Origin of the sequence: uncultured Rhodoblastus sp. (genome assembly GCF_903903185.1) — a bacterium.
GTDB lineage: Bacteria > Pseudomonadota > Alphaproteobacteria > Rhizobiales > Beijerinckiaceae > Rhodoblastus.
Genome location: NZ_CAIUXT010000226.1, coordinates 1 through 24,587, shown reverse-complemented (window position 1 = coordinate 24,587; position 24,587 = coordinate 1). Strand labels below are relative to the sequence as shown.

22 protein-coding genes and 1 other RNA gene are annotated in these 24,587 nt (G+C 63.0%); 9 read left to right on the top strand and 14 right to left on the bottom strand.

The window, feature by feature from the left end:
* The first annotated feature begins 103 nt into the window (after nucleotides 1–103).
* Both mgtE and QZY01_RS20450 read left to right on the top strand, forming a co-directional pair.
* The gene (mgtE, locus tag QZY01_RS20455) at nucleotides 104–1,480 is read left to right on the top strand and encodes a magnesium transporter (protein ID WP_294540875.1); all 1,377 of its coding nucleotides are present in this window, start codon (nucleotides 104–106) and stop codon (nucleotides 1,478–1,480) included.
* On the top strand, nucleotides 1,477–2,928 hold the full coding sequence (locus tag QZY01_RS20450) for a carbohydrate porin (RefSeq protein WP_294540873.1): 1,452 nt from the start codon (nucleotides 1,477–1,479) through the stop codon (nucleotides 2,926–2,928). Before mgtE ends, QZY01_RS20450 begins: the two co-directional genes overlap by 4 nt.
* A gap of 34 nt (nucleotides 2,929–2,962) precedes the next feature.
* On the opposite strand, the gene QZY01_RS20445 is transcribed toward QZY01_RS20450, so the two are convergent.
* Entirely contained in the window at nucleotides 2,963–3,157 is a 195-nt protein-coding gene (locus QZY01_RS20445; RefSeq protein WP_294540871.1) for a hypothetical protein, read from the bottom strand.
* Nucleotides 3,158–3,550: 393 nt separating this feature from the next.
* On the opposite strand from QZY01_RS20445, the gene QZY01_RS20440 reads away from it, so the two are divergent.
* Nucleotides 3,551–3,763: a cold-shock protein gene (locus QZY01_RS20440; protein WP_294541030.1), complete on the top strand. Its 213-nt coding sequence runs from the start codon at nucleotides 3,551–3,553 to the stop codon at nucleotides 3,761–3,763.
* A gap of 81 nt (nucleotides 3,764–3,844) precedes the next feature.
* Here the strand turns inward: QZY01_RS20440 and QZY01_RS20435 are convergent, their stop codons facing one another.
* Together QZY01_RS20435 and QZY01_RS20430 are read right to left on the bottom strand one after the other, a co-directional pair.
* Entirely contained in the window at nucleotides 3,845–4,900 is a 1,056-nt protein-coding gene (locus QZY01_RS20435; protein ID WP_294540869.1) for an HAD family hydrolase, read from the bottom strand.
* Between the two features lie 84 nt (nucleotides 4,901–4,984).
* Nucleotides 4,985–6,718, bottom strand: a complete 1,734-nt coding sequence (locus QZY01_RS20430) for an arylsulfatase (RefSeq protein ID WP_294540867.1) — start codon at nucleotides 6,716–6,718, stop codon at nucleotides 4,985–4,987.
* Between the two features lie 585 nt (nucleotides 6,719–7,303).
* Here QZY01_RS20430 and QZY01_RS20425 point away from each other — a divergent pair.
* The 3 genes from QZY01_RS20425 (at nucleotide 7,304) to QZY01_RS20415 (ending at nucleotide 9,859) form a co-directional block, all read left to right on the top strand.
* Entirely contained in the window at nucleotides 7,304–8,329 is a 1,026-nt protein-coding gene (locus QZY01_RS20425) for an AraC family transcriptional regulator (RefSeq protein WP_294540865.1), read from the top strand.
* Nucleotides 8,330–8,576: 247 nt separating this feature from the next.
* Nucleotides 8,577–9,113 (top strand): DUF1269 domain-containing protein, encoded by a 537-nt coding sequence (locus QZY01_RS20420; protein WP_294540863.1) that lies wholly within the window; start codon nucleotides 8,577–8,579, stop codon nucleotides 9,111–9,113.
* A 191-nt stretch (nucleotides 9,114–9,304) separates the two neighbouring features.
* Complete coding sequence (locus QZY01_RS20415) at nucleotides 9,305–9,859, top strand: hypothetical protein (RefSeq protein WP_294540861.1); 555 nt, start codon at nucleotides 9,305–9,307, stop codon at nucleotides 9,857–9,859.
* Nucleotides 9,860–9,871: 12 nt separating this feature from the next.
* On the opposite strand, the gene QZY01_RS20410 is transcribed toward QZY01_RS20415, so the two are convergent.
* From QZY01_RS20410 to QZY01_RS20400, 3 genes are all read right to left on the bottom strand, one after another.
* On the bottom strand, nucleotides 9,872–10,963 hold the full coding sequence (locus QZY01_RS20410) for a 5-(carboxyamino)imidazole ribonucleotide synthase (RefSeq protein WP_294540859.1): 1,092 nt from the start codon (nucleotides 10,961–10,963) through the stop codon (nucleotides 9,872–9,874).
* On the bottom strand, nucleotides 10,956–11,471 hold the full coding sequence (gene purE / locus QZY01_RS20405) for a 5-(carboxyamino)imidazole ribonucleotide mutase (protein WP_294540857.1): 516 nt from the start codon (nucleotides 11,469–11,471) through the stop codon (nucleotides 10,956–10,958). Before purE ends, QZY01_RS20410 begins: the two co-directional genes overlap by 8 nt.
* Nucleotides 11,472–11,627: 156 nt before the next feature.
* Nucleotides 11,628–11,846 (bottom strand): DUF465 domain-containing protein, encoded by a 219-nt coding sequence (locus QZY01_RS20400; protein WP_294540855.1) that lies wholly within the window; start codon nucleotides 11,844–11,846, stop codon nucleotides 11,628–11,630.
* A 314-nt stretch (nucleotides 11,847–12,160) separates the two neighbouring features.
* Between QZY01_RS20400 and QZY01_RS20395 the strand changes: the two genes are divergently transcribed.
* Nucleotides 12,161–12,346, top strand: coding sequence for a DUF465 domain-containing protein (locus QZY01_RS20395; RefSeq protein WP_294540853.1), 186 nt, complete (start codon nucleotides 12,161–12,163; stop codon nucleotides 12,344–12,346).
* 55 nt (nucleotides 12,347–12,401) lie between these two features.
* On the opposite strand, the gene QZY01_RS20390 is transcribed toward QZY01_RS20395, so the two are convergent.
* Nucleotides 12,402–13,889 carry a glycosyltransferase family 39 protein gene (locus QZY01_RS20390; protein ID WP_294540851.1) on the bottom strand — a complete coding sequence of 496 codons (1,488 nt, stop codon included), beginning with the start codon at nucleotides 13,887–13,889 and terminating at the stop codon, nucleotides 12,402–12,404.
* Nucleotides 13,886–15,112: a glycosyltransferase family 87 protein gene (locus tag QZY01_RS20385; protein WP_294540849.1), complete on the bottom strand. Its 1,227-nt coding sequence runs from the start codon at nucleotides 15,110–15,112 to the stop codon at nucleotides 13,886–13,888. Before QZY01_RS20385 ends, QZY01_RS20390 begins: the two co-directional genes overlap by 4 nt.
* Before the next feature lie 189 nt (nucleotides 15,113–15,301).
* Between QZY01_RS20385 and QZY01_RS20380 the strand changes: the two genes are divergently transcribed.
* Entirely contained in the window at nucleotides 15,302–17,206 is a 1,905-nt protein-coding gene (locus QZY01_RS20380; protein ID WP_294540847.1) for a propionyl-CoA synthetase, read from the top strand.
* A 211-nt stretch (nucleotides 17,207–17,417) separates the two neighbouring features.
* Here the strand turns inward: QZY01_RS20380 and QZY01_RS20375 are convergent, their stop codons facing one another.
* The 6 genes from QZY01_RS20375 to dnaG form a co-directional block, all read right to left on the bottom strand.
* Nucleotides 17,418–18,164 carry a YebC/PmpR family DNA-binding transcriptional regulator gene (locus QZY01_RS20375; RefSeq protein WP_294540845.1) on the bottom strand — a complete coding sequence of 249 codons (747 nt, stop codon included), beginning with the start codon at nucleotides 18,162–18,164 and terminating at the stop codon, nucleotides 17,418–17,420.
* Between the two features lie 118 nt (nucleotides 18,165–18,282).
* On the bottom strand, nucleotides 18,283–19,095 hold the full coding sequence (locus tag QZY01_RS20370) for a TIGR00282 family metallophosphoesterase (protein ID WP_294540843.1): 813 nt from the start codon (nucleotides 19,093–19,095) through the stop codon (nucleotides 18,283–18,285).
* Nucleotides 19,095–19,709, bottom strand: a complete 615-nt coding sequence (locus tag QZY01_RS20365; RefSeq protein ID WP_294540841.1) for a 5-formyltetrahydrofolate cyclo-ligase — start codon at nucleotides 19,707–19,709, stop codon at nucleotides 19,095–19,097. Before QZY01_RS20365 ends, QZY01_RS20370 begins: the two co-directional genes overlap by 1 nt.
* Before the next feature lie 68 nt (nucleotides 19,710–19,777).
* A non-coding RNA gene (gene ssrS, locus QZY01_RS20360) (6S RNA) lies at nucleotides 19,778–19,926 on the bottom strand.
* 113 nt (nucleotides 19,927–20,039) lie between these two features.
* The gene (rpoD, locus tag QZY01_RS20355; RefSeq protein ID WP_294540838.1) at nucleotides 20,040–22,076 is read right to left on the bottom strand and encodes an RNA polymerase sigma factor RpoD; all 2,037 of its coding nucleotides are present in this window, start codon (nucleotides 22,074–22,076) and stop codon (nucleotides 20,040–20,042) included.
* 264 nt (nucleotides 22,077–22,340) lie between these two features.
* Nucleotides 22,341–24,257: a DNA primase gene (gene dnaG / locus QZY01_RS20350; RefSeq protein WP_294540837.1), complete on the bottom strand. Its 1,917-nt coding sequence runs from the start codon at nucleotides 24,255–24,257 to the stop codon at nucleotides 22,341–22,343.
* A gap of 144 nt (nucleotides 24,258–24,401) precedes the next feature.
* Between dnaG and QZY01_RS20345 the strand changes: the two genes are divergently transcribed.
* Nucleotides 24,402–24,587, top strand: a 186-nt coding sequence (locus tag QZY01_RS20345) for a hypothetical protein (protein ID WP_294540834.1), incomplete at its 3' end; no start/stop codon positions are given.

Below are 24,587 nucleotides of genomic sequence, written 5' to 3'. Positions count from 1 at the left end.
AACGCTTGTCATTAGCATAGGAAAAATCTTGACCCTCCTGTCGCGGCGCTATCGCAGTCGATGAGGGAAACGGGACGGAACAAGGCGTCGGGGGAGCGGACCTATGGACGAGAAAGTAACAAATTTGCCGCCCGACCCGGTCGATCCCGCGACCATCGCCAAACATCTGGGCGCCCTTCGCGTGGCCGATGCGGTCGATGCGCTGGATGCGCTCGATCATCCGACCGCCGTCGCGGTCCTCAAGGCCATGCCTTCGGCCCTCGCCGTGCAATTGTTCGACGAAGCGGGGCTGGTTCATCCCCACAAAATCGTCGAGCTTCTGCCCGACGCCCTCGCCGGCGCCATTCTCCACGGCATTTCTGCCGACCGCCGCGTCGAAATTTTCCGAAAGCTCAAGGCGCCCGACCGCCAGCGCCTGTCGAAGCTGCTGTCGCCCGAGGACCAGACGGCGCTGGCGCAGTTGCTGACCTACCAGGACCACACCGCCGGCGGCATGATGACCACCGAATTCCTCAGCCTGCCGCCCGATCTGCGCGTCGGGGAGGCCCTTCGCCACATCCGGGAAGTCGCCAACGAAAAGGAGACGATCTATTCGATCTATATCGTCGATCCCGCGACCCGGCGGCTGATCCAGCCGATTTCGCTGCGCGACCTGATTCTGGCCGAGCCTTCCGCGACGATTGGCTCGATCGAGCGCCATCGCGAACCGATCGTCGTGCTGCCGAACACCGACCGCGAGGAAGTGAGCGCCCTGATCTCGAAATACGACCTGCTTGCCATCCCCGTGGTCGAGGCGTCGGGAAAAATCGTCGGCATCGTCACCGTCGATGACGTGATCGACGTCATGGTCGAAGAGGCGACCGAAGACGCCCAGCGTTTCGGCGGCATGGAATCGCTCGACGCGCCCTATATGGAGATCAGCTTCCTCGGGATGATCAAAAAGCGCGCCGGCTGGCTCTGCGCGCTGTTTCTGAGCGAGATGCTGACCGCCAGCGCCATGCAGCATTACGAGGCCGAACTCGAAAGGGCCGTGGTGCTGACCCTGTTCATTCCGCTGATCATGAGTTCGGGCGGCAATTCGGGGTCGCAGGCCACGTCGCTGATCATTCGCGCGCTGGCGCTCGGCGAGGTCAAGCTCAAGGACTGGTGGCGCATCGCCTCGCGCGAATTGCCCTCCGGCATCGTGCTAGGGTCGATCCTCGGCGTCATCGGATTCGCCCGCATCACCATCTGGCAAATGGCCGGATTATACGATTACGGCGAGCACTGGACCCTGATCGCGGCGACCGTCGGCTGCGCGCTGGTCGGCATCGTCACCTTCGGCTCGCTCGCCGGCTCGATGCTGCCCTTTCTGCTCAAACGGCTGGGTTTCGACCCGGCGACGGCCTCCGCGCCCTTCGTCGCGACGCTCGTCGACGTCACCGGCCTGATTATCTATTTCTCGATCGCCTATCAAATCCTCAGGGGGACTCTGCTTTGAAGCTTCAACGGAACAATCGCCCTCGACCGGCGGCGGCTGTCGCGCTGGCGGTCGCACTGGGCTTTGGCGCCGGACAGGGCGCCTTTGCGCAGGAATCGCCCGCGCCGAATCCGTTCGCCCTGGCGCCGGAAGTTGCGGCGAAGATATTCACTCTCCCGGACAATATCGACCCGTCGATCAGCACCAGCATTCCGGCGCTGGCGGAACTGAAAAAAGCGTTTCTGACGCATGGCGTCAATTTCGAACTGTCCTATCTGCAGGACTCGTTCGGCAATGTCACGGGCGGCGTGCGGCAGGGCGCCGTCTACGGCGGCATCGTCTATATGCTGGTCGAAGCCGATCTCGCCAAACTGGCCGGGATGCAGGGCGCGTCGTTTCGGGTCAACGGCTTCCAGATCCAGGGCGGCGACCTGTCCGGCGCCTATATCTATAATTATTCCCCCATCAGCAGTGTCGAGGCCCGGCCCACCACGCGAATGGTTGAACTCTGGCTCGAACAGAAGCTGTTTTCCGATATGGCGTCGGTCCGCATCGGGCAACTGGCGGCCGATACGGAATTTTTCAACAGCGAATTCGACGTTCTCTTTGTCAACGGAACCTTTGGCTGGACGACTCTGTTCGCCGGCAACCTTCCCGGCAGCGGCCCCGGCTATCCGCTATCGACGCCCGGCGTTCGCCTCAAACTGACGCCGAACGAGCATCTCACCGTGCTTGCCGCGATTTTCAACGGCGACCCGGCGGGCACGGGCTTCAACGGCCGGCAGCAGATTGTCAATTCCAATGGCATCAATTTCCGCCTGAGCGATCCGGCCTTGCTGTTTGGCGAGGCGCAATATTCCTATAATCAGGAAAAGACGGGCTCTGGTCTGGCCGGCAGGGTCAAACTGGGCGGCTGGTATCATTTCGGCAAATTCCAGGACGACCATTTTGGCTTTGACGGCTTGTCGCTCGCCAATCCCGCAAGCGTCGGAATCCCCCGGCTTTATAACGGCGATTACACCGTTTACGGCGTCGTCGATCAGATGTTGTGGCGACTGCCCGGCGACGATCCGAAAAAGGGCGTCGCCGGTTTCGCCCGCGTCGCCGTCAGTCCCGGCGACCGAAATCTGATGAGTTTTTACGCGGACGGCGGCGTCAATTTCATCGGCTTCCTGCCGCAAAGACCCGACGATTCGTTCGGCCTGGGCGCCGCCTATTCCAAGATGGCGCCGTCGCTGGTCGCCGACGACCGGGACGCCGGTTATTTCGCGGGCTTGAACTTGCCCATACGCAATTATGAACTCGCGCTCGAATTGACCTACAAGGCCGTCGTCCTGCCGGGCTTCAACGTCCAGCCCGACCTGCAATATATCGTCCATCCGGGCGGCGGCGAGGCCAATCCCGATAATCCTTCGACGCGGATTCCCAACGCTTTCGTCATCGGCATTCGCACCCAGTTGACTTTTTGACGAATGGGACCTTGTGAGAAAGGGGGCGGCGACTTCAAGCCTGTCCCTCTTGCCGGATCAGCGTCTCAACGGTCTCAAAGACCCTGATCCAGACCAGATGCCCCTCATGGTCGCCGGCCCGCGCGAGTTGTTCCGCCCTTTCGCGGGCCTTGCGGGCGGCATGGGCGCCGGCGCGCTTTTTCAGCACCCTGGCGTGAATTTCGATCGCCTGTTCCAACGACACTTCCATGAACGATCCCACGTCAATAATTTGTCATTTATAGGCGAGAACCCGAATGCCCTCAAGCGCGCCGGCCGGGAAGCCGGGCTGCGAATGCGGATTAACGAAGCCGTCGCGCCCGCGCCTAGGCCAGCGAGAGACGGGCTGCGCACGGCCATGGCGCATGCGAGCATCGATATTAACCCGGATTCGGAGCCCAGGGCCGGGCGGAGGATGGCGCCGCTAATTCGCTTGTATTTTCTGCCAAAATGGTCATGGTGTCACGGTCGATTGACGGCCCGCCGGTTTGATTTCCTCGCGATGTCATGCCGCACCGGGCCGTATAACTTTGCCAAAAATGCGCATTCGACGGTCGGCGGCCCAGCCGGCGAGCATTTACAACGTGTCTGGAAAGGGGTTTCCATGTCTCAGGGAACCGTTAAGTGGTTTAATTCCGAAAAAGGCTTTGGCTTCATTACGCCCGATGACGGCGGCAAGGACGCCTTCGTGCATATCAGCGCCGTGGAGCGCTCCGGCCTCAGCCAGTTGCGCGAAGGCGACAAGGTTTCGTTCGAACTCGTCGCCGACCGCCGCAGCGGCAAGATGTCGGCGGAAAAGCTCGTGATCGTCAGCTGACAAGATCGCCGGCCGATTTCAGCAAAAGCCCCGCGCCGTAGTCCGGTCGCGGGGTTTTTGTTTGCGTCGCCCGATGCCTCGTCACTCGAAGGCGAAAATCCGCTTCCAGTCGTCCTTCATGGAGATGACAAACCAGCCGTCCTTCGTCGCCTCGTCATAGAGCGCCTGGGTAAAGGTTCCGATCTTGCTGTCGGGCATTCCCCGCGCCGGCCCGTAGGCATATTCGCGCGTGGCGTCGTCATGCAGCACCAGCATCGCCAGCCGCGGACCCTCGCCGCCTTTGGTATATTCGAGCATTTGCCGGTCGCCGACCGAATTGCCGAAAGCCGCACGCGGCCGGCGGCCGATCTCCAGATGGATGCCCTCGGGCTTGCCGGCATGGTCGTCGTTGAGCAGCAGTTTCGGCTCCTTGGTCAAAATAGGCTTGCCGGCCTTGTCATAGCCGAACTTCGTTCCGAGCGCGCTGCCGACCACCTGCTCGCGCGGGACGCCATAGACGCGTTCCGAATAGACGCGCACAAAATCCTGGCCGCCGCCGGTGACGATGAAGGTTTTGTAGCCATTGGCGCGGAAGAAGGTCAGGACTTCCTGCATCGGCTGGTAGGTCAATTCGGTAAAGCGCTTGTTCCAGCGACGATTCCGGGCCTCGGCGATCCACGCCTTCACCTCGGCCTGAAAAGTCTCGACATCCATGCCGGTCAGAGTCGCGACCGCGATTTTCTCGAAGTCATGCAGCGAAAGCTTGCCGATCTTTTCGAAGTCGCCCGTCAGCACGGTCCTGAACGGCTCGACATGCGCCAGTTCGGGCCGCGCCTTGACCACGGCCGGCACGCGTTCGAGGCAATAGACCAACTGCGTATACATCGGCTGCTCGACCCAAAGCGTGCCGTCCTGATCGAAGGTGGCGATGCGCTCCTCAAGTGGGACGAAGTCCTTGTTGCCTGAATCGGTGGTGACGCGAATGAAATCGAGAATCGCCTGTTTGGCGGGGCCTTCGTTCCACGAGGGCAGCGGATCGGCGGCGCCCTCCGCCTGAGCTTTTGTCGCGCCGAACAGGGCAGGAAGGGCGGGCAAGGCCGCGAGCGCGCCAAGAAAGATGCGGCGGCTCGGGTTTTTTGGGCCGGAGGAGGACATCATGTTTCTCCTTGTTGTTCCGTCATTTGCAAGGAAAGAAGCTCAAACTCGGGAAAATGGGCGGCCCTTGCGGGCCGCCCTCCGGGCTCAGTCGCCGGCGTGGCTGATGTTTCTCTGATCCTTGATCTGCTGGATCACCTGATCGAGATTATAGGTCTCCGGGTCCTGCATCGGCGGGAACTGCCGATAGCTTTCCAGTTCCTTGAGCCAGAGGTGCTGGCCGACGGGGAGGATGTTCCAGTCGTAGATATAGGCGGTGACCGGTCCGGCGAGGGCGCCGCCCTCGCCGGTGAGGGTTTTCGCTTCGTCGCCGACCGACCCCTCGAACGGATCGCGCTTGATGTTATCGACCAGCGGCCAGTGATAGGTCTGCGCGCCGAGAAGGCCGCAGCTCGCGCAGGCGCCCGCCATGGTGTAATAGATCTTCCAGTTCTTGTAGCGCACCGCCGAGGGCTTGGCGCCGGCATAGTAGAAGAACGTATCGCGCGCCGATTTCTCGGAAGTCCCTTCAAGATATTCGCGCTGGTCGACGCCGTCGAGCGTCGTCTTGACGATGCCCGGATATTTGCCGGCCTCGATCTCCTTTTTCAACCCGTCGCCCTTGTGGCCGCCGGCGATATCGACAAGCGTCGGCAGCCAGTCGAGCGATGCGAAGATGTCGCTTTTGACCGAGCCCGGCTTGATGTGTCCCGGCCAGCGGACCACCAGCGGCGCGCGCATGCCGCCTTCCCAGGTCGTCAGCTTGCCGCCCTTGAACGGCGTGTTGCCGCCGTCGGGATAGGTGATGACTTCGGCGCCATTGTCGGTGGTGAAGACGAGGACGGTGTTGTCGAGCTGGCCGATATCTTCCAACTTCTTGATGACGACGCCGATATTGTCGTCCATCTGTTTCATGCCGGCTTCGTTGACGCCCCAGTCCTTGCCGCCCGGCTGGCCCACCATCGCCATATATTTGTCCGACAGCACGGTGGTGATGTGCATGCGCGCCGGATTATACCAGACGAAGAACGGCTTGCCGGTCTTTTTGGGATCGTTGCGGTCGATGAAATCGACGACTTTGGCCGAAATTTCCTCGTCCACCGTTTTCGAGCGCTCCAGCGTCAGCGGGCCTTCGTCCTTGCAGGTCTGGGTGGCTTCCGTGCCCTCGGACTTGCAGTGGATCACCGGACGCGGCGGCGTCATGCACAGCGCAGTCCTGGGGTCCACCGCGTCGGGCGGATCGGAGAGGCCGCGAACCGGCGTGTTCTTGCACGGCGGGACAATCGCCTGCTGGGTCGGCGTCTTGTTGATGTCGGGGAAGCTGACGCCCTGCATCGCGTCGAGATGATAGAGATAGCCCCAGAATTCCTGGAAACCATGCGCAGTCGGCAGCGCCTGGGTGTGGTCGCCCAAATGGTTCTTGCCAAACTCGCCGGTGTTATAGCCGAGGTCGAGCAGGAATTTGGCCAAGGCCGGCGTTCCGGGCCGGAGATAGCTCGGGCTGCCGGGCAATTGGGGCGGAATCATGCCGGTGCGCAAAGGATGCATGCCGGTGAAGAAGGCATTGCGCCCCGCCGTGCAACTCTGCTCGGCGTAATAGGTCATGAAGATCGCGCCCTCATTGCCGATACGGTCGATGTTGGGCGTCTCGCCGACCATCAGGCCGCGATGATAGATGCTCGGCTGCATCCAGCCGATGTCGTCACCCATGATGAACAGGATGTTGGGCTTCTTGCTCTCTTTGCGCTCTTGCGCGAGCGCGCTCGACGTTGTCAGCGCGGACGCCGACGCAAGGACTGCGGCCGCCGCCCAAACCGACCTGATTTTACGTTCGAGACTCATTTATTCCTCCACTTTCGTGACTGAGCGATGGGAAGTGCGAGACTGTGCGAGGCCAATAGCATCATACCCGAGGTGAGTAATAATGGTGGCAATAATTCTGCATGAAAACCGCACCTATGCAAGACAGAAATGACGTAAATCTACATTTACACTTCGTTTAAAATAGTTCTAATTTCAACTAGATTTCAATAATACAATACAGCGCAGCATATTGCTCCGCCGCAAAGCCAAGCGTCTTTAATTAACATCCGCCGACATGCCGATTAATTCATGTTATCGACGCCTCCCCGCATAGATACATGGCATTGACGCTAGCATAAGATCACGATGCGCAGAGCCATATTTTTTCTCAATAAAGCCGTACCGGACAAAAAATCGCTATTCGGCGAGATTTTTGATCTGGATCAAGGGCGGCGTCCCAAATCCGTCGATGACGCGCCCCCGAAGCAATCCGATCCGGAAAGAATCAGCTTTTCCCGCAGCGGACTTTAGGATTCCTCGAAAGTGTGTCCATTGTCATTTTGCGCAAATAGCCAGACTGTGCATAGTCGAACGGTCGCCTTGCGACGGTCGGGGAGGGAAGCAATGACGGCGCCCTTGTTTTGCCGGGCCTCGGGCCTGGGGCCGCTGTTCAGGATATTCGAGGCCGAGCAGGGCGCCGAAGCGCTCAAACGGCTGCGGCTCCAGACGGGTTTCAGGCTCGAATGCCCGGCGCCGTCCGTCCTCGTGCCCTTCGTCCTGATGAACCGGGTCTTCAATCTCGCGGCGCGAATGAGCGGCGACCGACAGTTCGGCGCCCGCGTCGGCCAGAATATTCGCCTTGAGGATTTCGGGCCTTTTGTCGAATATGCGCTGCAGGGCGAAACCCTCGGGCAGATGGTCGCGCGCAGCATCGCCGCGCAGCCCCTGCATAGCAGCGAACTGGTCATGGACCTGCGCGCCGAAGGCGGCCGGGCGATCTGGCGCATTTGCTACCGCGCGCGATGCGAACCGACGGTCGAACACCATGCGCAGCGCAGCCTGATGCAAATGCTGGGCGGCGTCATGCGCTATCCCGGCGCCGGCAAAAGCCAGATCGAAATCCATGTCGCGGAGCCCCATGCGGCGGAGGCGCGTCTGCTGGAAAGCCGCATCGGCGTCGCGGTGCGGCCTCGCGCGAGCGATTACGCCCTCTCCTTTCCGGCGTCATGGCTGGACAAATGGACCCCGGTCGCCGGCCTGTCGGCGGTTGCGCCGATCGAAGAACTCAGCGCTTACCGCGACCGGCCATTGCCCAAAAGAATCGCCGAAGCGGTGCTGCTTGCGCTCGAACTCCACGACGACCGGCCGCAAAACGGCCTCGGCGCCACAGCCGCCGAATTTGGCCTGCCGCGTCGGACGCTGCAACATGCGTTGCGCCTTGAGGGCGCCAGCTACCGCGAGATCGTCCGCCAATCATGCCTGCGGCGGGCGAAGCGGCTTTTGGCGACGAGCGACGCGCCATTGGCCGAAATCGCGCTGCGCGCAGGCTATACCGACCCGTCGAACTTCCACCGCGCCTTCCTGCGATTGACCGGAATGACCCCGGGAAGGTTTCGCGCAGCGTCGCAGTCTGGCGCGCCCCTTGACTGACCTGTGGTCGCGCCCTGTGCGTCACACAGGGTTCATTTTGCGATGGAAGAAAATCAAACTAGCTTGCGCGGCGTCGCGAAGGCTCCTAAACGCTTGCGCAAGCGTCAGAAGGCGCGGCAGGATGGATTTGGCGGCGACGATTTGAGGGGCGCCGGAAAACCGCGACGCGGCTTTTGGGGCGCGCGCGGAAAAAGTCAAAAAAGCGAATGACGTCGCGCGGTGCGACATCTTGCAGGGAGTATGAAATATGAGCGATCTACTGGTCATCGAGTTTCCGTCCGAGGAAAAGGCCGAGGAGGTCCGGCAGAAATTGCTGGGCCTGCAAAAGGAGTACCTGATCGAACTCGGCGACGCCGTTATCGCGGTCAAGCAGCCGAACGGCCATATCAAGCTCAACCAACTGTTTTCGACCACCGCCGTCGGCGCGGCCGGCGGCGCGTTCTGGGGCACGCTGATCGGCTTCATTTTCCTGATGCCGCTGGCGGGCGCCGCCATCGGCGCGGCCTCGGGCGCGCTGAGCGGCAAGCTGACCGACTTCGGCATCAACGACGATTTCATCCGCGAAGCGTCGGCGAGTTTGCAGTCCGGCAACGCGGCTTTGTTCCTGCTCATCAAGAAGATGACCACCGACAAGGTGCTCGAAGATCTCAAGGGCTCCGGCGGCAAGGTGTTGCGCACCTCCTTCGACAATGAGAAGGAAGCCGAATTGCAGAAGGCGCTCGCCGACGCCAGCGCCGCAGTGCAGTCCGCGGCGCCGGCGCCGGAACAGGCGCCCTCGACCTGATCGGCGCAAAAACACCCGATCTCGCGGGTGAAAACCTGCGAGATCGACCCAATATCCGACATTGCCAGATTCGTCATTGCCAGCCCAACGCGTGTCGAAAGACGCCGGTCTGAGCGCGGTCCCGTCGCAGCCTCGCGATGGCTTCGCTCCGCTCGCAATGACGGCGTTTCATAAGAACAGGAGCCAGAGCGATGAGCGACGAAGGACCGGAATTCGTGCCGAACAAGCCCCATGCCGAGACCGGCGGCGAGGCCCTTCGCGCCGAACTGCCCTATATCGCCATGCTGCTGGGCGGCTTCGTCGGCATAGCGATCCATGATTTCATCGGAAGCCCGGCCATTTTATACTGGCAATTGCTGACGCCGGCCTATGCGCTGATCTGCATCGTCGCGGGATGGGAGGACGGCGGCGAGACCGCGAGCCGGACGCGGCTGGTCAAAACCCAGGCCATCCACTGGCTCGCCTGTTTCGTCGCCATGCGGCTTTTGTTCCTGCCGCAAGTCCGGGGCGTGCTCAACGACAACGCCACCGGCCTGTCGCTTTTGACGGTGCTGGCGCTGTCCACCTTTCTCGCCGGAGTACACTCGAACGTCTGGCGGATCTCGCTGGTCGGGCTCCTGCTGGCGCTGGCGGTTCCGGGAGCGGCCTGGCTCGAACAATCGGCGATAGGGCTCTCGATCGCGGGCCTGCTGGCTCTTGGCGCCGGCGGTTTGTTCCTCTGGGTCAGGTCGAAATTGCGCAAATGAGGCGGCGGAGCTTCAGTTTTCCGCGTCGCGCAACAACGTGACATGGCCCATCTTCCGGCCCGGACGCGGCTCGCTCTTGCCATAGAGATGCAGGCAGGCGCCCTTTCGCGCCAGAAGCTCGCGCCAGCGAAAAATATCGTCGCCGATCAGGTTACGCATTTCCAAAGGTCCATGAGCGCGGGCGCTGCCGAGTGGAAAGCCGCACACCGCGCGCAAATGCTGCTCGAATTGCGAAGTGACCGACCCATCCAGCGTCCAGTGGCCGGAATTATGCACGCGCGGCGCGATCTCGTTGACCAGGAGGCGCAGTCCGGCGCTGTCCTCGACGACAAACATCTCGACCGCCAGCACGCCGACATAATCCAGCGCCTCCGCGATTCGTCGGGCCTTGTCCACGGCCCGAGCAGCCAGTTCGGCGCTCAGGCCGGCGGGAACCGTCGTGGTGGCGAGAATGTGATGTTCATGGACGTTCCGGCCGATGTCCCAGGCGACGAAATCGCCGTCGAGCCCGCGCGCCGCCACCACCGAGACCTCGCAGCGGAAGGGGATGAAACCCTCCAGAATCGAAGGCTGGCCGCCGAGCGAGCGGAAGGCGGTGGCCAGATCCGAGCCGAGGCGGATCAACGTCTGGCCCTTGCCGTCATAGCCGAAGCGCCGGGTTTTCAGAATCGACGGGCGGCCGATCTGCGCCACCGCCCGCGCGAGGGCGCCGGCGTCGTCCACCTGCGCATAGGGTGCGACCTCGATGCCGAGCCCGGCGATGAAATTCTTCTCGATGAGCCGGTCCTGGGTCAGCGCCAGCACCCGCGGCGAAGGCCGCACCGGCTTCTGCGAGTCGAGAAACGCCGCCGCGCCCGCCGGAATATTTTCGAATTCATAGGTGACGACATCGACCTCGGCGACGAAGCGCGCCAGAGCCCGTTCATCGTCATAAGGCGCGACGCAGGCGCGGCCTGCGACCTCGATCGCCGGGTCGTCGTCGCGATCGGTGAAAATATGGCTGGAGAGGCCGAGGCGCGCGGCGGCGAGCGCCAGCATCCGGCCAAGTTGGCCGCCGCCTACAATGCCGACGCGCGCGCCCGGCGCGAGGGTTTGCTCAACCATGGTCGGGCCGCTCCGCGACCTCCGCCGTCTGTTTTTCGCGCCAGGCGTCGAGCCGCGCCGCGAGCTTTTCGTCGTTAAGGGCGAGAATGGCGGCGGCGAGCAAAGCGGCGTTGATCGCCCCCGGCTTGCCGATCGCCAAGGTTCCCACCGGCACGCCGCCGGGCATCTGCACGATGGAATAAAGGGAATCCCGTCCCGACAGGGCCTTGGATTCGATCGGCACGCCGAGCACCGGCAGCGGCGTCATGGCGGCGGCCATGCCAGGCAGATGGGCGGCGCCGCCGGCGCCGGCGATGATGACCTTGAACCCCGCCGTGCGCGCGCCCTTGGCGAAAGCCACCAGCCGGTCGGGGGTGCGATGCGCCGAGACGATGCGCACGTCCGCCTCTATGCCGAGCGCCGCGAGGGTTTCGCCGGCATGGCGCATGGTCGCCCAGTCGGACTGGCTGCCCATGACGATGGCGACGGGAGGTTTTGTTTTCGGCACTGGTTTTTGGACCTGAATCATCAATAACGTTTTCGAGCGAAGTGGATGCCGGTTCGCGTAAGGAAAACGCGTCAAAACAAGAAACCCTGATCCTGTCCCGATCCGACGCCATCGGATCGGGACAGGATCTCGAAGGCGAGGTGTCTAAAGCAAAAGCCATCGGCGTGAAACCGAAATCTACGCAATAATATCGGGCGTCATCGTGTCTTCGAGGAAGGATATGCGGTCGCGCAAAGCGAGCTTGCGCTTCTTGAGCCGCTGCAATTGCAGCCGGTCGTTCGCCGCCACGGCCATCAGCGCATGGATGGCGGCGTCGAGGTCCCGATGCTCCTGTCGCAGACGCTCGACTTCTCCGGCGAGTTCGGCCCGTTCTTCGTCGCTAAGTTCTCTGCTCATCGCAAGCCGCAGGCCAATCCCAAGTCGAGGCCTCGATGGCGCCCGATTGAGCGCTGTCGTCGCCTTGGAAGCGATTATGTCCGCCCCGCGCGTCGAGAGCAAGGCCAGAAAGGGGCGGGCAAGCGCCATGCCGGAAAAAGCCGGCGACAGCAGGCGCCGTCGCAAATTCCGGGCTTAGCTGGAGCGGCGCCGCCCGCCTGTCGTTGCGGCAGCGTCGCTTTGATTATAAAGGATTTTCATGTTTGAATTTTCCGCTTGCAGCCGGATATAATCGTGTCACACTACTGTCGTCAAAGCCTCGATAGGAGTTGCGCATGTCCATGCAAAGCCATCTCGCCGAACTCGAACGCCGCCATCTTTCGCTGCAACGGGAAATCGAGAAGGAGGAGCTGCATCCGTCGGTAGACGAGCTCAAGCTGCACGAGATGAAACGAAAAAAATTGCTGCTCAAGGACGAAATCGCCAAATTGCGCCAAAGCGCGCGGGAAACCGTACACTAGGAATTGCCAGCCAGTCCCGGCCCGCGCGCCGAACCGCCAGCCCGCCAGTCCCCGCTCATCCGGCGGGGACTTTTTTGTCGGCCAGCCGGTAAAGGTCGTAAGAGTCCCAATCGCCGGCCGCATGGGCGGCCAATTCGTAGCCCTCGCGCAAAATCTCCAGCAGCCGCTCCAGCCGCTCGGCCTTTTCGCAGACCATGCCAAGGCGCGTGTCGGCGAGCAGGATGAAGGGCGGCCGCGCCGCCATCGCCTCAGCGAGCGTATCGCCGCGCAACCCGGGAAAGTCGCAGAGCAGATGCTGCGGATGAAAAATGCGCCCGGCGGGCGCGGCGCCGGTTTCGTTGTAAAACTGCACGCCACGGTTGACCACCAAAGCCCGGTCGCCCGGCGCCAGTCCGGCGGCGACCGCCGCCATTGAAGCCGCGCGGAGCGCTGGTCGGTCCTCGCCGCCCTGCCTCCAGTCGTCGAAGCCGGCGGCCATCGGGCAAAGCGCCGCCGCCGCCAGCAGCGCCATTCGGGCGCGCTCCGCTTGCGCGCGAAAATCCAGCGCGTTGAAACATGCGACGGCGCCGAGCAGCAGGAGCGGCGGGACCAGCGGCAGGAAGTAATGGTCATACATGGCGCGCATGGCGACGAGCGCCAGCAATGCGCCGCCCAGCCAGAACAGGCACAGCCGCAACGGCCCCGCGAGCGGCCCGCGCGAAAGAGCCGGCCAGCGCAGCAGCGTCAGGACAGCGCCGGCCAGAGGCAGCCAAATCGGCCGCAAACCGCCGGGAAGCCGCGCCAGTCCTTCGAGAAAGCCGACCTGGTCCCCGCCGAGCCGGCCCATCGCCGCCAGCACGCTGTTCGTCCAGAGAGCCGCGAATTGACGCTGCGCCAAAAAATAGCCGGCGAAGACGAGCGGGGCGACGGCGCCGGCCACAGCGAAGGCGACGAAACAGCGCGTTTTGATGCGCAAGGTCGGCGCCTGCAACGACAGCGCGATCGCCACCGCGCCCGCCTCGAAAGCCGCCGTCTGCTTGATCGTGAAGGCGCAGCCAAACAACAGGCCGCTCATGCCCGCCTGCCGCCAGGGCGCCTTTGTTTGGCCTGCCGCGCCAAGCGCCGCAAGGACGGCGAAGATTTCAAAGCCGTTCAGAAACAGCGCGACCGGCGCGTTGACTCCCGACATGGCCAGCGAATAAAGCGGGTAGAGCGTGGCGGCGGCCATGCCGACGGGTCGGGAAAAATGATCGCGGCCGATCCGCCACAGCCCGTAGGCCGAGGCGGCGACAAAAATGATTTCCAGTCCCTTGATCGCGGCGACGCCCGACCCGAGGATTTGGCCCGCCAAGGCATAAAGCAGAAACAGCCCCGGCGGCTTGACGTCGAAACGCCCGGCATAGGGCAGGATTCCCTGCGGCCAGTCCCGCCCGATCACAGCGAAAAACGCCTCGTCCTCGCCGATATTGGCGGCAAAAGGCGCGCGCAGCAGCAGGGTCAGCAGCGCGAGCCCGCCAAAAATGGCGATTTCCTTAAAAAACCCGTCTTTTTTCGGAACGTTCATGCCGGTTCTTCCGCAAAAATGCGCTTGCGCCATACCGGCGCCGGCGCGACGCGACGGACCAGCGCGGCGAACAACAGGAGCAGAATCGCCGGCGCCAAAGGCAGATAGAAGGTTTGCGCCAGAGGCCGCGCGAAGGCCGGCAGGGCATAGGCGGCAAGAGCCAGGATTTTTTCAAACGGCAAAAAGCCGGTCGCCCGCGCCCGCGAGAACAAGAGCGCCAAGGGGAGCGCCAGCAGCGCCAGATCATAATCGAGCGCGAAGGGCGTCGCCAGCAAGGTGGCGGCGGCGATCAGCACGCCCTGCTCCAGCGCATCGTTGGTCCGGCGCAAGGCGGCGACGAGCGCCAGCGCGACCCCAATGGACAGCGCGCCCTGCGCGGCGTAGGCGAGGTTGAGGCCGCCGCCGGCGAGGCGAAGCGCGGCGAACAGGCTGATCATTTTTTCCGGCTCGACCAGCCCCTGCTCCAGAACGGCGCGGGCGAGCGGGGACTCCGCGATAAAGGCCCGCCAGACGGGCGCACCGAACAGCAGGAACGACAGCGCGCAAAGCGCCGCCGCACTCAAACCCATGGCGATGAGCGCCCGCCAGCGCCCGCTCGCCGCAAGGCCGAGCGGCAGCAGAAGGGCGAGTTGCGGCTTGTAGCACAGCGCGCCGAACGCCAACCCGGCGAGCAGCGGCCGCGCGCCGAGCCAAAGCGCGCCCGCGCCGAACAGCGCCGTCGTGAGCAGCGCGTTCTGGCCATGGCCGAGGGTGACGAAGACGGCGGGAAAGGCCAGGATCGGCAGCACGCCGAAGCGATTTGCGGCGATTTGCCGCACCACCCGAACATAGGCGGCGCCGGTCGCCGCCAGCCACGCGACGAGGGCGACGAAATAGGGCGCGAGCCCGAGCGGCAGGCAGAACAGCAGAAACACCGGCGGGTAGAAAAACGCGTAAAAGCCGAAATTTCCGCCAAAAAACGCCTGTTCGGCGGCGTGATGGGCGGCGGGATCGTAGACCGAAGCCGCCGCGCCGGAGAGCGCCAGCCGCGCCGCCGTCCAGAAACTGACGAAATCCGTGCCGAGCGGTTCGCCGCGCAGGTCCGCGCCATGGCGGCAGGCTGCGACCAGTCCGACCAGCCCCAAAAACTGGACGGCGGCAAGAATCCGCAACCAGGCGCGGGCGCGGCGCTCGTCGAGCCAGGGCGCGTCACGAAAAAAGGCGAGGATCGGCGGCAAGGTCAAGGCGGCTCCGTTGAGAGCCCATCTTGTCGCATGGCGCCCGTTAAAATTCGGGCAAGGCCGCCTGCCGCATTAGCCAAAGGGTTGAGCGCGCCCATTCTGGACTTATGGCGCGCGGCGGCGCAATTTCCCGTCCAAATCCTGCCAGCGCGCGAAGTCTTCGCGCGAGAAGAAACCACGAGGGGAACGCACATGGCCAGCCGCTACAACGAGGTCTATCAATCCTGGAAAAGCGATCCGCTGGCCTTCTGGGCCGAGGCCGCCAAGGAAATCGACTGGATCACGCCGCCCAAAACCATTTTCGACCCGCAGGCAGGCGTCTATGGCCGCTGGTTTCCCGACGGCACGCTCAACACCTGCTATAATGCGCTCGATCGCCATGTGAACAACGGCCGCGCCGACCAGGCCGCGCTGATCTTCGACAGCCCGGTCACCGGCATCAAGCGCATCTACACCTATGCGCAATTGCTGGCCGAAGTGAACGCGGTCGCCGCCGTACTCAAGGATTTCGGCGTCGTCAGGGGCGACCGCGTGCTGGTCTACATGCCGATGATCGCCGAAGCGGTGATCGGCGTGCTCGCCTGCGCCCGCATCGGCGCCATTCATTCGGTGGTGTTCGGCGGCTTCGCCTCCAAGGAACTCGCCACCCGCATCAACGACAGCGAGCCGAAAGTCATCCTCACCGCCTCGGCCGGGATCGAGCCGAACCGCGTCGTCAAGTACAAGCCCTTGCTCGACGAGGCGATCAACCTCGCCGCCGTCAAGCCGGAGAAGGTTCTGTTGCTCCAGCGCCCGCAGGAACAGGCGACGATGATTCCCGGACGCGATTTCGACTGGGGCGATCTCGTCGTCGCGGCGCTGGCCGAGCGCCGCACCGTCGAACCCGAGGAAATGAAGGCGACCGACCCGCTCTACATCCTCTATACGTCGGGCACGACCGGCATTCCCAAGGGCGTGGTGCGCGACAATGGCGGCCATGCCGTGGCGCTCAAATGGACGATGAAAAATCTCTATGGCATCGAACCGGGCGAAGTGTTCTGGGCGGCTTCCGACGTCGGCTGGGTGGTCGGCCATTCCTACATCATCTATGCGCAATTGCTGCACGGCGCGACCACCGTGGTCTACGAGGGCAAGCCCATCGGCACCCCCGACGCCGGCGCCTTCTGGCGGATGATCGAGGAATATCACATTTCCGCGCTGTTCACCGCGCCGACCGCCTTCCGCGCCGTGCGCAAGGAAGACCCCAACGCCGAATTTCTCAAGAAATACAATGTCGGCAAGAGCCTGCGGACGCTGTTCCTGGCCGGCGAACGCGCCGATCCGGACACCGTCGCCTGGGCCGAGAAGGTTTTGGGCGTCCCGGTCATCGACCATTGGTGGCAGACCGAAACCGGCTGGGCGATCGCCGGCAATCCGGTGGGTCTGGGCGCCCTGCCGGTCAAGCATGGCTCGCCGACCGTCGCCATGCCCGGCTACGACATCCAGATCGTCGACGAGGCCGCCCATCCGGTGGAGGCCGGCAAGATGGGCTCGATCGTGATCAAGCTGCCGCTGCCTCCCGGCAACCTGCCGACCCTGTGGAAACAGGACGCGCGCATGACCGAGTCCTATCTGATCGATTTCCCCGGCTTCTACAAAACCGCCGACGCCGGCTTCATCGACGCGGATAATTACGTCTACATCATGGGCCGCACCGACGACATCATCAACGTCGCCGGCCACCGCCTCTCGACCGGCGGCATGGAGGAAGTGCTCGCCTCCCATCCCGACGTCGCCGAATGCGCGGTGATCGGCGTCAAGGACGAACTCAAGGGCGAGCAGCCCTGCGGCTTCATCGTGCTCAAATCCGGGGTGACGCGCTCACCGATCGACATCGAGAAGGACATCGTCAAGCTGGTGCGCGACAAGATCGGCCCGGTGGCGGCGTTCAAGATCGCCATCTGCGTCGCGCGTCTGCCGAAAACCCGTTCGGGCAAGATTCTGCGCGGCACGATGAAAAAGATCGCCGACCACGATCCCTGGACCATGCCCGCCACCATCGACGATCCGGCGATCATGGAAGAAATCATGGCGGCCTTGCAGCATAAGGGCGTCTGAGGCCGAACGAAGCCTCTTCCAGATCAATCCAGAAAAAAGCCCCGGCGAAATGCTTCGCCGGGGCTTTTCCATTTAACGCGCGGTTCTTGCCGTTCCTTCTCGTCGCCATCGGTGGGAGGAGCGCGGCGACACGGCAATCCAGCGGCCTCGGCGTGCGTCGACTGGATTCGCTGCGCGCGCAATGATGGCGCCGAGACGGCCGGAAAAATAGTCAGCCGCCCATTTTCGCCATCAGCGCGTCGGAAATCTCGAAATTGGCGTAGACGTTCTGCACGTCGTCATTGTCTTCGAGCGAGCCGATCAGCCGCAGGATTTTTTCGCCGGCCTCGTCGTCCACCGCAATCGTGTTCTGCGGCTTCCACACCAGTTTCGACTTGTTCGCCTCGCCGAATTTCGCTTCCAAAGCCTTGGTCACTTCGACCAGATCTTCGAGCGCCGTGGTGATCTCATGGCCGTCCGGAGTGCTGGCGACATCCTCGGCGCCGGCCTCGATGGCCGCCTCCATCATCGCGTCCTCGCCCGCCTTGTTCGCGTCGAACTCGATCTGGCCGACATGATCGAACAGGAAGGAGACGGCGCCGGTTTCCGCCAGCGCCCCGCCCGCCTTGGTGAAATAGGAGCGCACCTCGCCCGCCGTGCGGTTGCGGTTGTCGGTCAGGGCCTCGACGATGACCGCGACGCCGCCCGGCGCATAGCCCTCGTAGCGCACTTCGTCGTAGTTTTCGCCATCGGCGCCGGCGGCCTTCTTGATCGCCCGCTCGATATTGTCCTTGGGCATGTTTTCGACGCGCGCCGCGATACAGGCTGCGCGCAGGCGGGCGTTCATGTTCGGGTCGGGCAGCCCCATCTTGGCGGCGACGGTGATTTCGCGCGCCAGTTTGGAAAAAAGCTTGGAACGGGCGGCGTCGGCCTTGCCCTTCCTGTGCATGATATTCTTGAACTGACTATGCCCGGCCATATGCGTCCCTGATTGCTTTTTGGAAAGCGCCCCGACGCCGCCGGTTCTGGCGCGACGCAAGGGACGATTGAATAGGATCGCACCTTATAAACAAGCGCTGGCCGGCTGAAAAGGCGCCTCAAGCGGCGGGAAGCGCCTGCGCCAAGGCGCCGCCGACGCGCAGGGCCTCGACCCTTTTCGCCAGCCCGTCCGATCCGGTTTCGACGAACAGGCCGCACAGGGTCGCCGCGCCCTCGGCGGGTTCGAAACGCGAGCCTGGCGTCTTGCGGGTGAAACGGCGAATGGGTTCCTCCTTGTCCATACCGATCACCGAATCATAATCGCCCGTCATGCCGGCGTCGGTCTGATAGGCTGCGCCATGGGGCAGGATGCGCCAGTCGGCGGTCGGGACATGGGTATGGGTGCCGATCGCCAGCGACACCCGACCGTCGGCGAAATAGGCCAGCGCCTGTTTCTCGCTCGACGCTTCGGCGTGAATGTCGAGGATCGCCGCGTCGCAGGCGAGGCCGAGCGGACAGGCCGCCAGTTCCTTCTCCACCGCCGCAAAGGGATCGTCCATCGCATCCATGAACACCCGGCCCATCACATTCATCACCAGCACGCGCTCCCCCCTGGGGGTTTCGTAGAGCCAGGCGCCGCGCCCCGGCGTGCCCGCCGGATAGTTCAGAGGGCGCAGCAGCTGCGGCGCGCGCTCGATGAACACGAGGGCCTCGCGCTGGTCGAAGGCGTGGTTTCCCAGCGTGATGCAATCCACTCCGGCGTTGAGAAAATCGTGGGCGATGTTTTCGGTGATGCCAAAACCGCCGGCGGCGTTCTCGCCATTGGCGACGACGAAATCGAGCGCCAGACGGCGGCGCAGAATGGGAACATGTTCGGCAATGGCGGCGCGGCCGGCGCGGCCGACGACATCGCCGATAAACAAAAGACGCATTATTTTTCCGTATCGAAGCGAAACAGCGCTTCCTCGGTTATCACAAAATCAAGTTTTTCATCGTGTTTTTCGAGCGGAATGTTTTCGGCCTGCTGGCAGGAATAGCAGAGGCCGCCAGCCAGGACCCGACCTTCGCGGCGCAGCTTGGCCAGGGTCGCGTCATAATAGCCGCCGCCAAAACCCAGACGCCCGCCATTGGCGTCGAAACCGAGCAAGGGCGCGAACAGGATTTTGGGGATAAATTCCGGCGCGGACGGCGACGGCTCGCGCAAGCCATAGCGCGCGGAAATCAGGGGATCCTCCGGCCGCCAGAGCCGGAAAATGAGGGGCGTCGCCTTTTCACGCGCGACGGGAAGCAAGGGCGGAAAGCCGCGTTCACGCAAAATGTTCAGTAAAGGCGCGCAATCCAGTTCGACTGGCAAGCTCGCATAGAGGGCGACTGGCGTCGATTCCGGCGACCCGCCGATACTGGCGAGGAGGACATCAAGGAAAGACCCGGCTCGCTCGGCGACGGCCTGCGCCGCCCTAGCCGCCTGCGACCGCGAAACCCCGTTTCGCGCCGTCAGCAATTGCGCTCGAAGGGCGGTCTTGTCTAACTGAACGGGAGGGGTCATGTGCAAAAACCATCCGAATTCGCGCCCGTTCTTGCCTTATGGCAGGAAAAGCAAGGCGCCGTATAAGGTGCGGGCCACAAAAGCCGTGGGATGTGATCCCGGGTACCTACAGAGTAGGTGGGCGCCGTGTGCCTAAGTCCACGGACGAAGACAGGGACAGCTCCCTAGGGGATCGTAAGGCCCCGGGGAAAATTCCACACGCACCCCGCAGCGCCGCAAATTCAATCTAGGCGCGATCACCCCCGCACGCCAGCCCTCGAACTGAAAAACACTGTCATTGCGAGCAGCAAAGCGACACAGAAATCCATTGGCCGCAAGACGTCGGCCGCCTCAATTATCGAGAAACGACCGCAATTTGCGCGAGCGCGACGGATGCTTGAGCTTGCGCAAGGCCTTGGCCTCGATCTGGCGGATTCGTTCGCGCGTCACCGAAAACTGCTGGCCGACTTCCTCCAGCGTGTGATCGGTGTTCATGCCGATCCCGAAGCGCATGCGCAGCACGCGTTCCTCGCGCGGCGTCAACGACGCCAGCACCCGCGTCGTCGTCTCGCGCAGATTCGACTGGATCGCCGCATCGATGGGCAGAATGGCGTTCTTGTCCTCGATGAAATCGCCGAGATGCGAATCCTCCTCGTCGCCGATCGGCGTCTCCAGCGAAATCGGCTCCTTGGCGATTTTCAGCACCTTGCGCACTTTTTCGAGCGGCATGGCGAGCTTTTCCGCCAGTTCCTCCGGCGTCGGCTCGCGGCCGATCTCATGCAGCATCTGGCGCGAGGTGCGCACGATCTTGTTGATCGTCTCGATCATGTGCACCGGAATGCGGATGGTGCGCGCCTGATCGGCGATCGAGCGCGTGATGGCCTGCCGGATCCACCAGGTCGCATAGGTCGAGAATTTATAGCCGCGCCGATATTCGAATTTATCGACCGCCTTCATCAGGCCGATATTGCCTTCCTGGATCAGATCGAGGAATTGCAGCCCGCGATTGGTGTATTTCTTGGCGATGGAAATGACGAGACGCAGATTGGCCTCGACCATTTCCTTCTTGGCCTGGCGGGCTTCGCGCTCGCCCTTCTGCACCATATGGACGATTTTGCGGAATTCGAGGATTTCGAGTCCGGTTTCGGTCGCCAAAGAGTGAATATCGCCGCGCAATTCGTGAATGTCGTCCTTGGCGTTGGCGACGAAATCCTTCCAGCCGCGCGCGCCCAGTTTCGAGACGCGCAACAGCCATTTCGGATCGAGTTCCGAGCCGTGGTAATTTTTCAGAAAGTCGTCGCGCGCGACGCCATAACCTTCCGACAGCCGCAACAGCCGGGTTTCGAGCCCGATCAGCCGGCGGTTGATGTCGTAAAGCTGCTCGACCAGCGCGTCGATGCGGTTCTGGTTCAGCGACAGCGACTTGACGTCGGTGACGATCTCTTTCTTGAGCGCCTTGTATTTGCGCTCCTGCGCCGGGGACAGCGCCTCGTTCTTGAGCTTGTTCTCGACATTCTGGTCCTGCAGCCGGCGCAACTTCTTGTACGCGTCGGCGACGCGGTCGAAGGTTTCGAGAACCTTGGGCTTGAGTTCCGTCTCCATGGCGGAGAGCGATACGGAATTTTCCATATCGTCCTCGTCCTCGAACGCGTCCTCGGGAACCGGCGGCTCGTCGAGCCCGGCGGGCGGGTTGCGCGGCGCGGTGGCGGGCGCCTCGCCCTCGGCTTCCACTTCCGCTTCCGTCTCCGCTTCCGGCTCGGCGCCGGCGACGGCCGCTCCGGCCTTGCTGTCCGGGCCGGCATAGGTCGCTTCGAGATCGATGATCTCGCGCAGCAAGACCTTGCTGTCGACCAGTTCGTCGCGCCAGATGATGATGGCCTGGAAGGTCAGCGGACTTTCGCACAGGCCGGCGATCATCGCCTCGCGGCCGGCCTCGATGCGCTTGGCGATGGCGATTTCGCCCTCGCGCGACAAAAGCTCGACCGAGCCCATCTCGCGCAGATACATGCGCACGGGATCGTCGGTGCGGTCGGCGGGCTCGGAGGTTCGCGTGGCCACTGCCTTGGCTGGCGCCGGTTCCGCGAGTTCCCCGCCCTCGGCCTCTTCTTCCTCGGGAGCGGCTTCTTCCTCGGCCTCGTCGGCCTCTTCGGCTTCGACGACGTTGATGCCCATTTCGTTCAATATGGCGTAGACGTCCTCGATCTGGTCCGAGGTCACCTCTTCCGACGGCAATACAGCGTTCAATTCGGCGTAAGTGACAAAACCGCGCTTCTTGGCGAGCTTCATCATGCGCTTGACGGCGGCGTCCGAGAGATCGAGCAAGGGGCTGTCGGTCGCCTCTACCACGCCGGCTTCGCCTTCCGGCTTGGCTTCGTCTTTTTTCGCCATGTGGTCTCCAAACCGCAAAAGTTTCGTCAGCGTCTTGTTTTGGCGCCTGCGTCCGGCGTCTTCTTCCAGCGCCTTCCCGGGCGTCTCCTGCCGCGCGTTTTCAAGTCCGCGCCACCGGGGCGACCGCCGCATAGCGAATCGCCCCCATGGCGGCAAGCTGCGCGGAAAATTCTAATTCCCGCTTAACCATCCGGCGACAAAATGGGTCCAACTCGGCTATTCCAAATTTTCACGGGGACCGGAGCGACCCGCGCAAATCCATCCTCAAACCGATTTATCTTCCCGACCGGAGTGCGCGCCAAAGCCTTCGATCGTCGCCTCAACGCCCTCAAGGGCCGACAAGTTCATCCTGATGTCCGCGAGCACGGCAAAATTGGCCGCTGACGGCTCCTCCGCCAGAACCGTCTCGGCCAATCGCAGTTCCCTATTTAACGCCCGCTGTTTATGATGCAAGGCCAAGGCTTGCCGCAAAACCTCGTCCGCGTCATTTTCATGCGCGTCGGGCTTCACGAACCATAGTGTCGATAATATGGCATTGGCCGCCAGACCCTCCAATAAACCGTCGAAACCCCGGGAAGCAAGCTTTTCGTGCAGATCGCGGGGCGATAGATCGGGTTCGACCAGGCCGAGCAGGGCGTCGCGCAGCTTTCCCGCTGTCTGGCTCGAAAATTCGAGCCGGGCGATGTCCTCGCCATGGCGGGCCAGCAGGCCGGGGTGGTTCAGGAGCAGCGCCAGAATCAGCGATTCGCGCGTCGCCGGCGCGTCCCGGCGCGCGCCGAACAGGCTCGATTGCAGCAATGCCGCGCTCGGCGCGACGGGGACGCGCGAAAACGTCGCCATATCCTGTTTGAAACGATCGCGTTTGAAACCGCCGCCCGGCGTGAAATTGCGGCCAGACCCGCTGGCGCGCCTTTGCCCGAACAAATCGTTCAGGCGCTGGCGAAAATCGTCGTAATAATGCCGGCGCAGCACTTCGTCGCGGATTTGGCCCGCGCAATCGCGCAGGCGGCGCTCCATAGCGGCCTTGCGCTCGGGCGTATCGAGCGGCTGCGCCTCGGCTTCACGCATAAACAGCATTTCGACCAATGGCTTGGCCGCCGCGAGCACGGCCTCGATCGCCGCGCCGCCGCCGGCGCGCGCCAGGTCGTCGGGGTCCTGGCCTTCCGGCAGCAGAGCGAAACGCAGGGTTTTTCCCGCCCCGATCAGCGGCAGGGCGGTGTCCACGGCGCGAAAGGCCGCCTTGCGCCCCGCCTTGTCGCCGTCGAAACACAAGATCGGCTCTTCGGCCATTTTCCAGAGCAATTCGCATTGCTCCGGCGTCAGGGCGGTGCCGAGCCCCGCGACGACATTGGAGTGGCCCGCCATGGTCATGGCGATGACATCGACATAGCCTTCGACCGCGACGATTGTCCCGAGCCGATGGGCGACCGGGCGGGCGTTGTGGAGGTTATAAAGGTTCGAGCCCTTGTGAAACAAAGGCGTTTCCGGCGAGTTCTTGTATTTCGGCTGGATCTCGCTGGCCAAAGCGCGTCCGCCGAAGGCGATTGTTCTGCCGGAGCGGTCGCAGATCGGGAACATCAGCCGGTCGCGGAAGAAATCATAGGGGACGGCGATGTCCGGGCCATGGGTCAGCAGCCCGGCCTCGATCATGGTCTCGGACGCACAGCCTTTGCCCGCCAGATGATCGCGCAGGGCATAGCGCTCGGCCGGCGCATAGCCGAGACGGAATTTTTCCCGCGCCTCCTCCCCAAGTCCGCGCTCGGTCAGATAGGCGCGGGCTTTCGCCCCGGCGGGTCCGCGCAATTGCCGCTCGAAAAATTGCGCCGCCAGCTCCAGCGCCTCGATGGCGGTGGCGCGGCGCTGTTCCGCCGCCGCCGCTTCCGGCGTCTCGACCGGCATCGCCAGACCCGCCATGGCGGCAAGTTTTTCAACCGCCTCGGGAAAGCCAAGGCCCTGCGTTTCCATCAGGAAGGTGAAATGGTCGCCGCTGCGGCCGGCCGAAAAATCGTGGAAAAACCCCTTCTGATCATTGACGAAGAAAGAGGGCGTCTTTTCGGCGTTGAACGGCGAAAGGCCGCGCCATTCGCGGCCCTCCTTCCTGAGTTTCATGCTTTGTCCCACGACTTCCGACAAGGGAAGCCGCGCCCGGATCTCATCGAGGAAGGACGGGGTGAATTTCATCTGTTCCGCACAATAACCTGAACCTTCAAGATGGGCGCGCGGGCGCGCGGGCGCAATGATGAGCAAGGCCTTGTCGCCGCTATCCACAGCCCGCCGGGCGCATATTCCCGAAAAGGCGCCGTCGGTTCGCAACAGGCAAGGCGGTTGGACCCGTCGCCCGGAGCCTTTCATGTCCGGTTGAAAAATGAAGAGGCTCCGGCCAAAAAAGCCATGTTTGCGCGCCATGGACGCCGCCGCCGGCAGGGGCTAGAGCAATGTGCGAAAAAGTGGACGCCGGTTTTTCGCAAAAACATTGCGAAAACAAAGGAATCCAGAGTCGATTGCGATTCG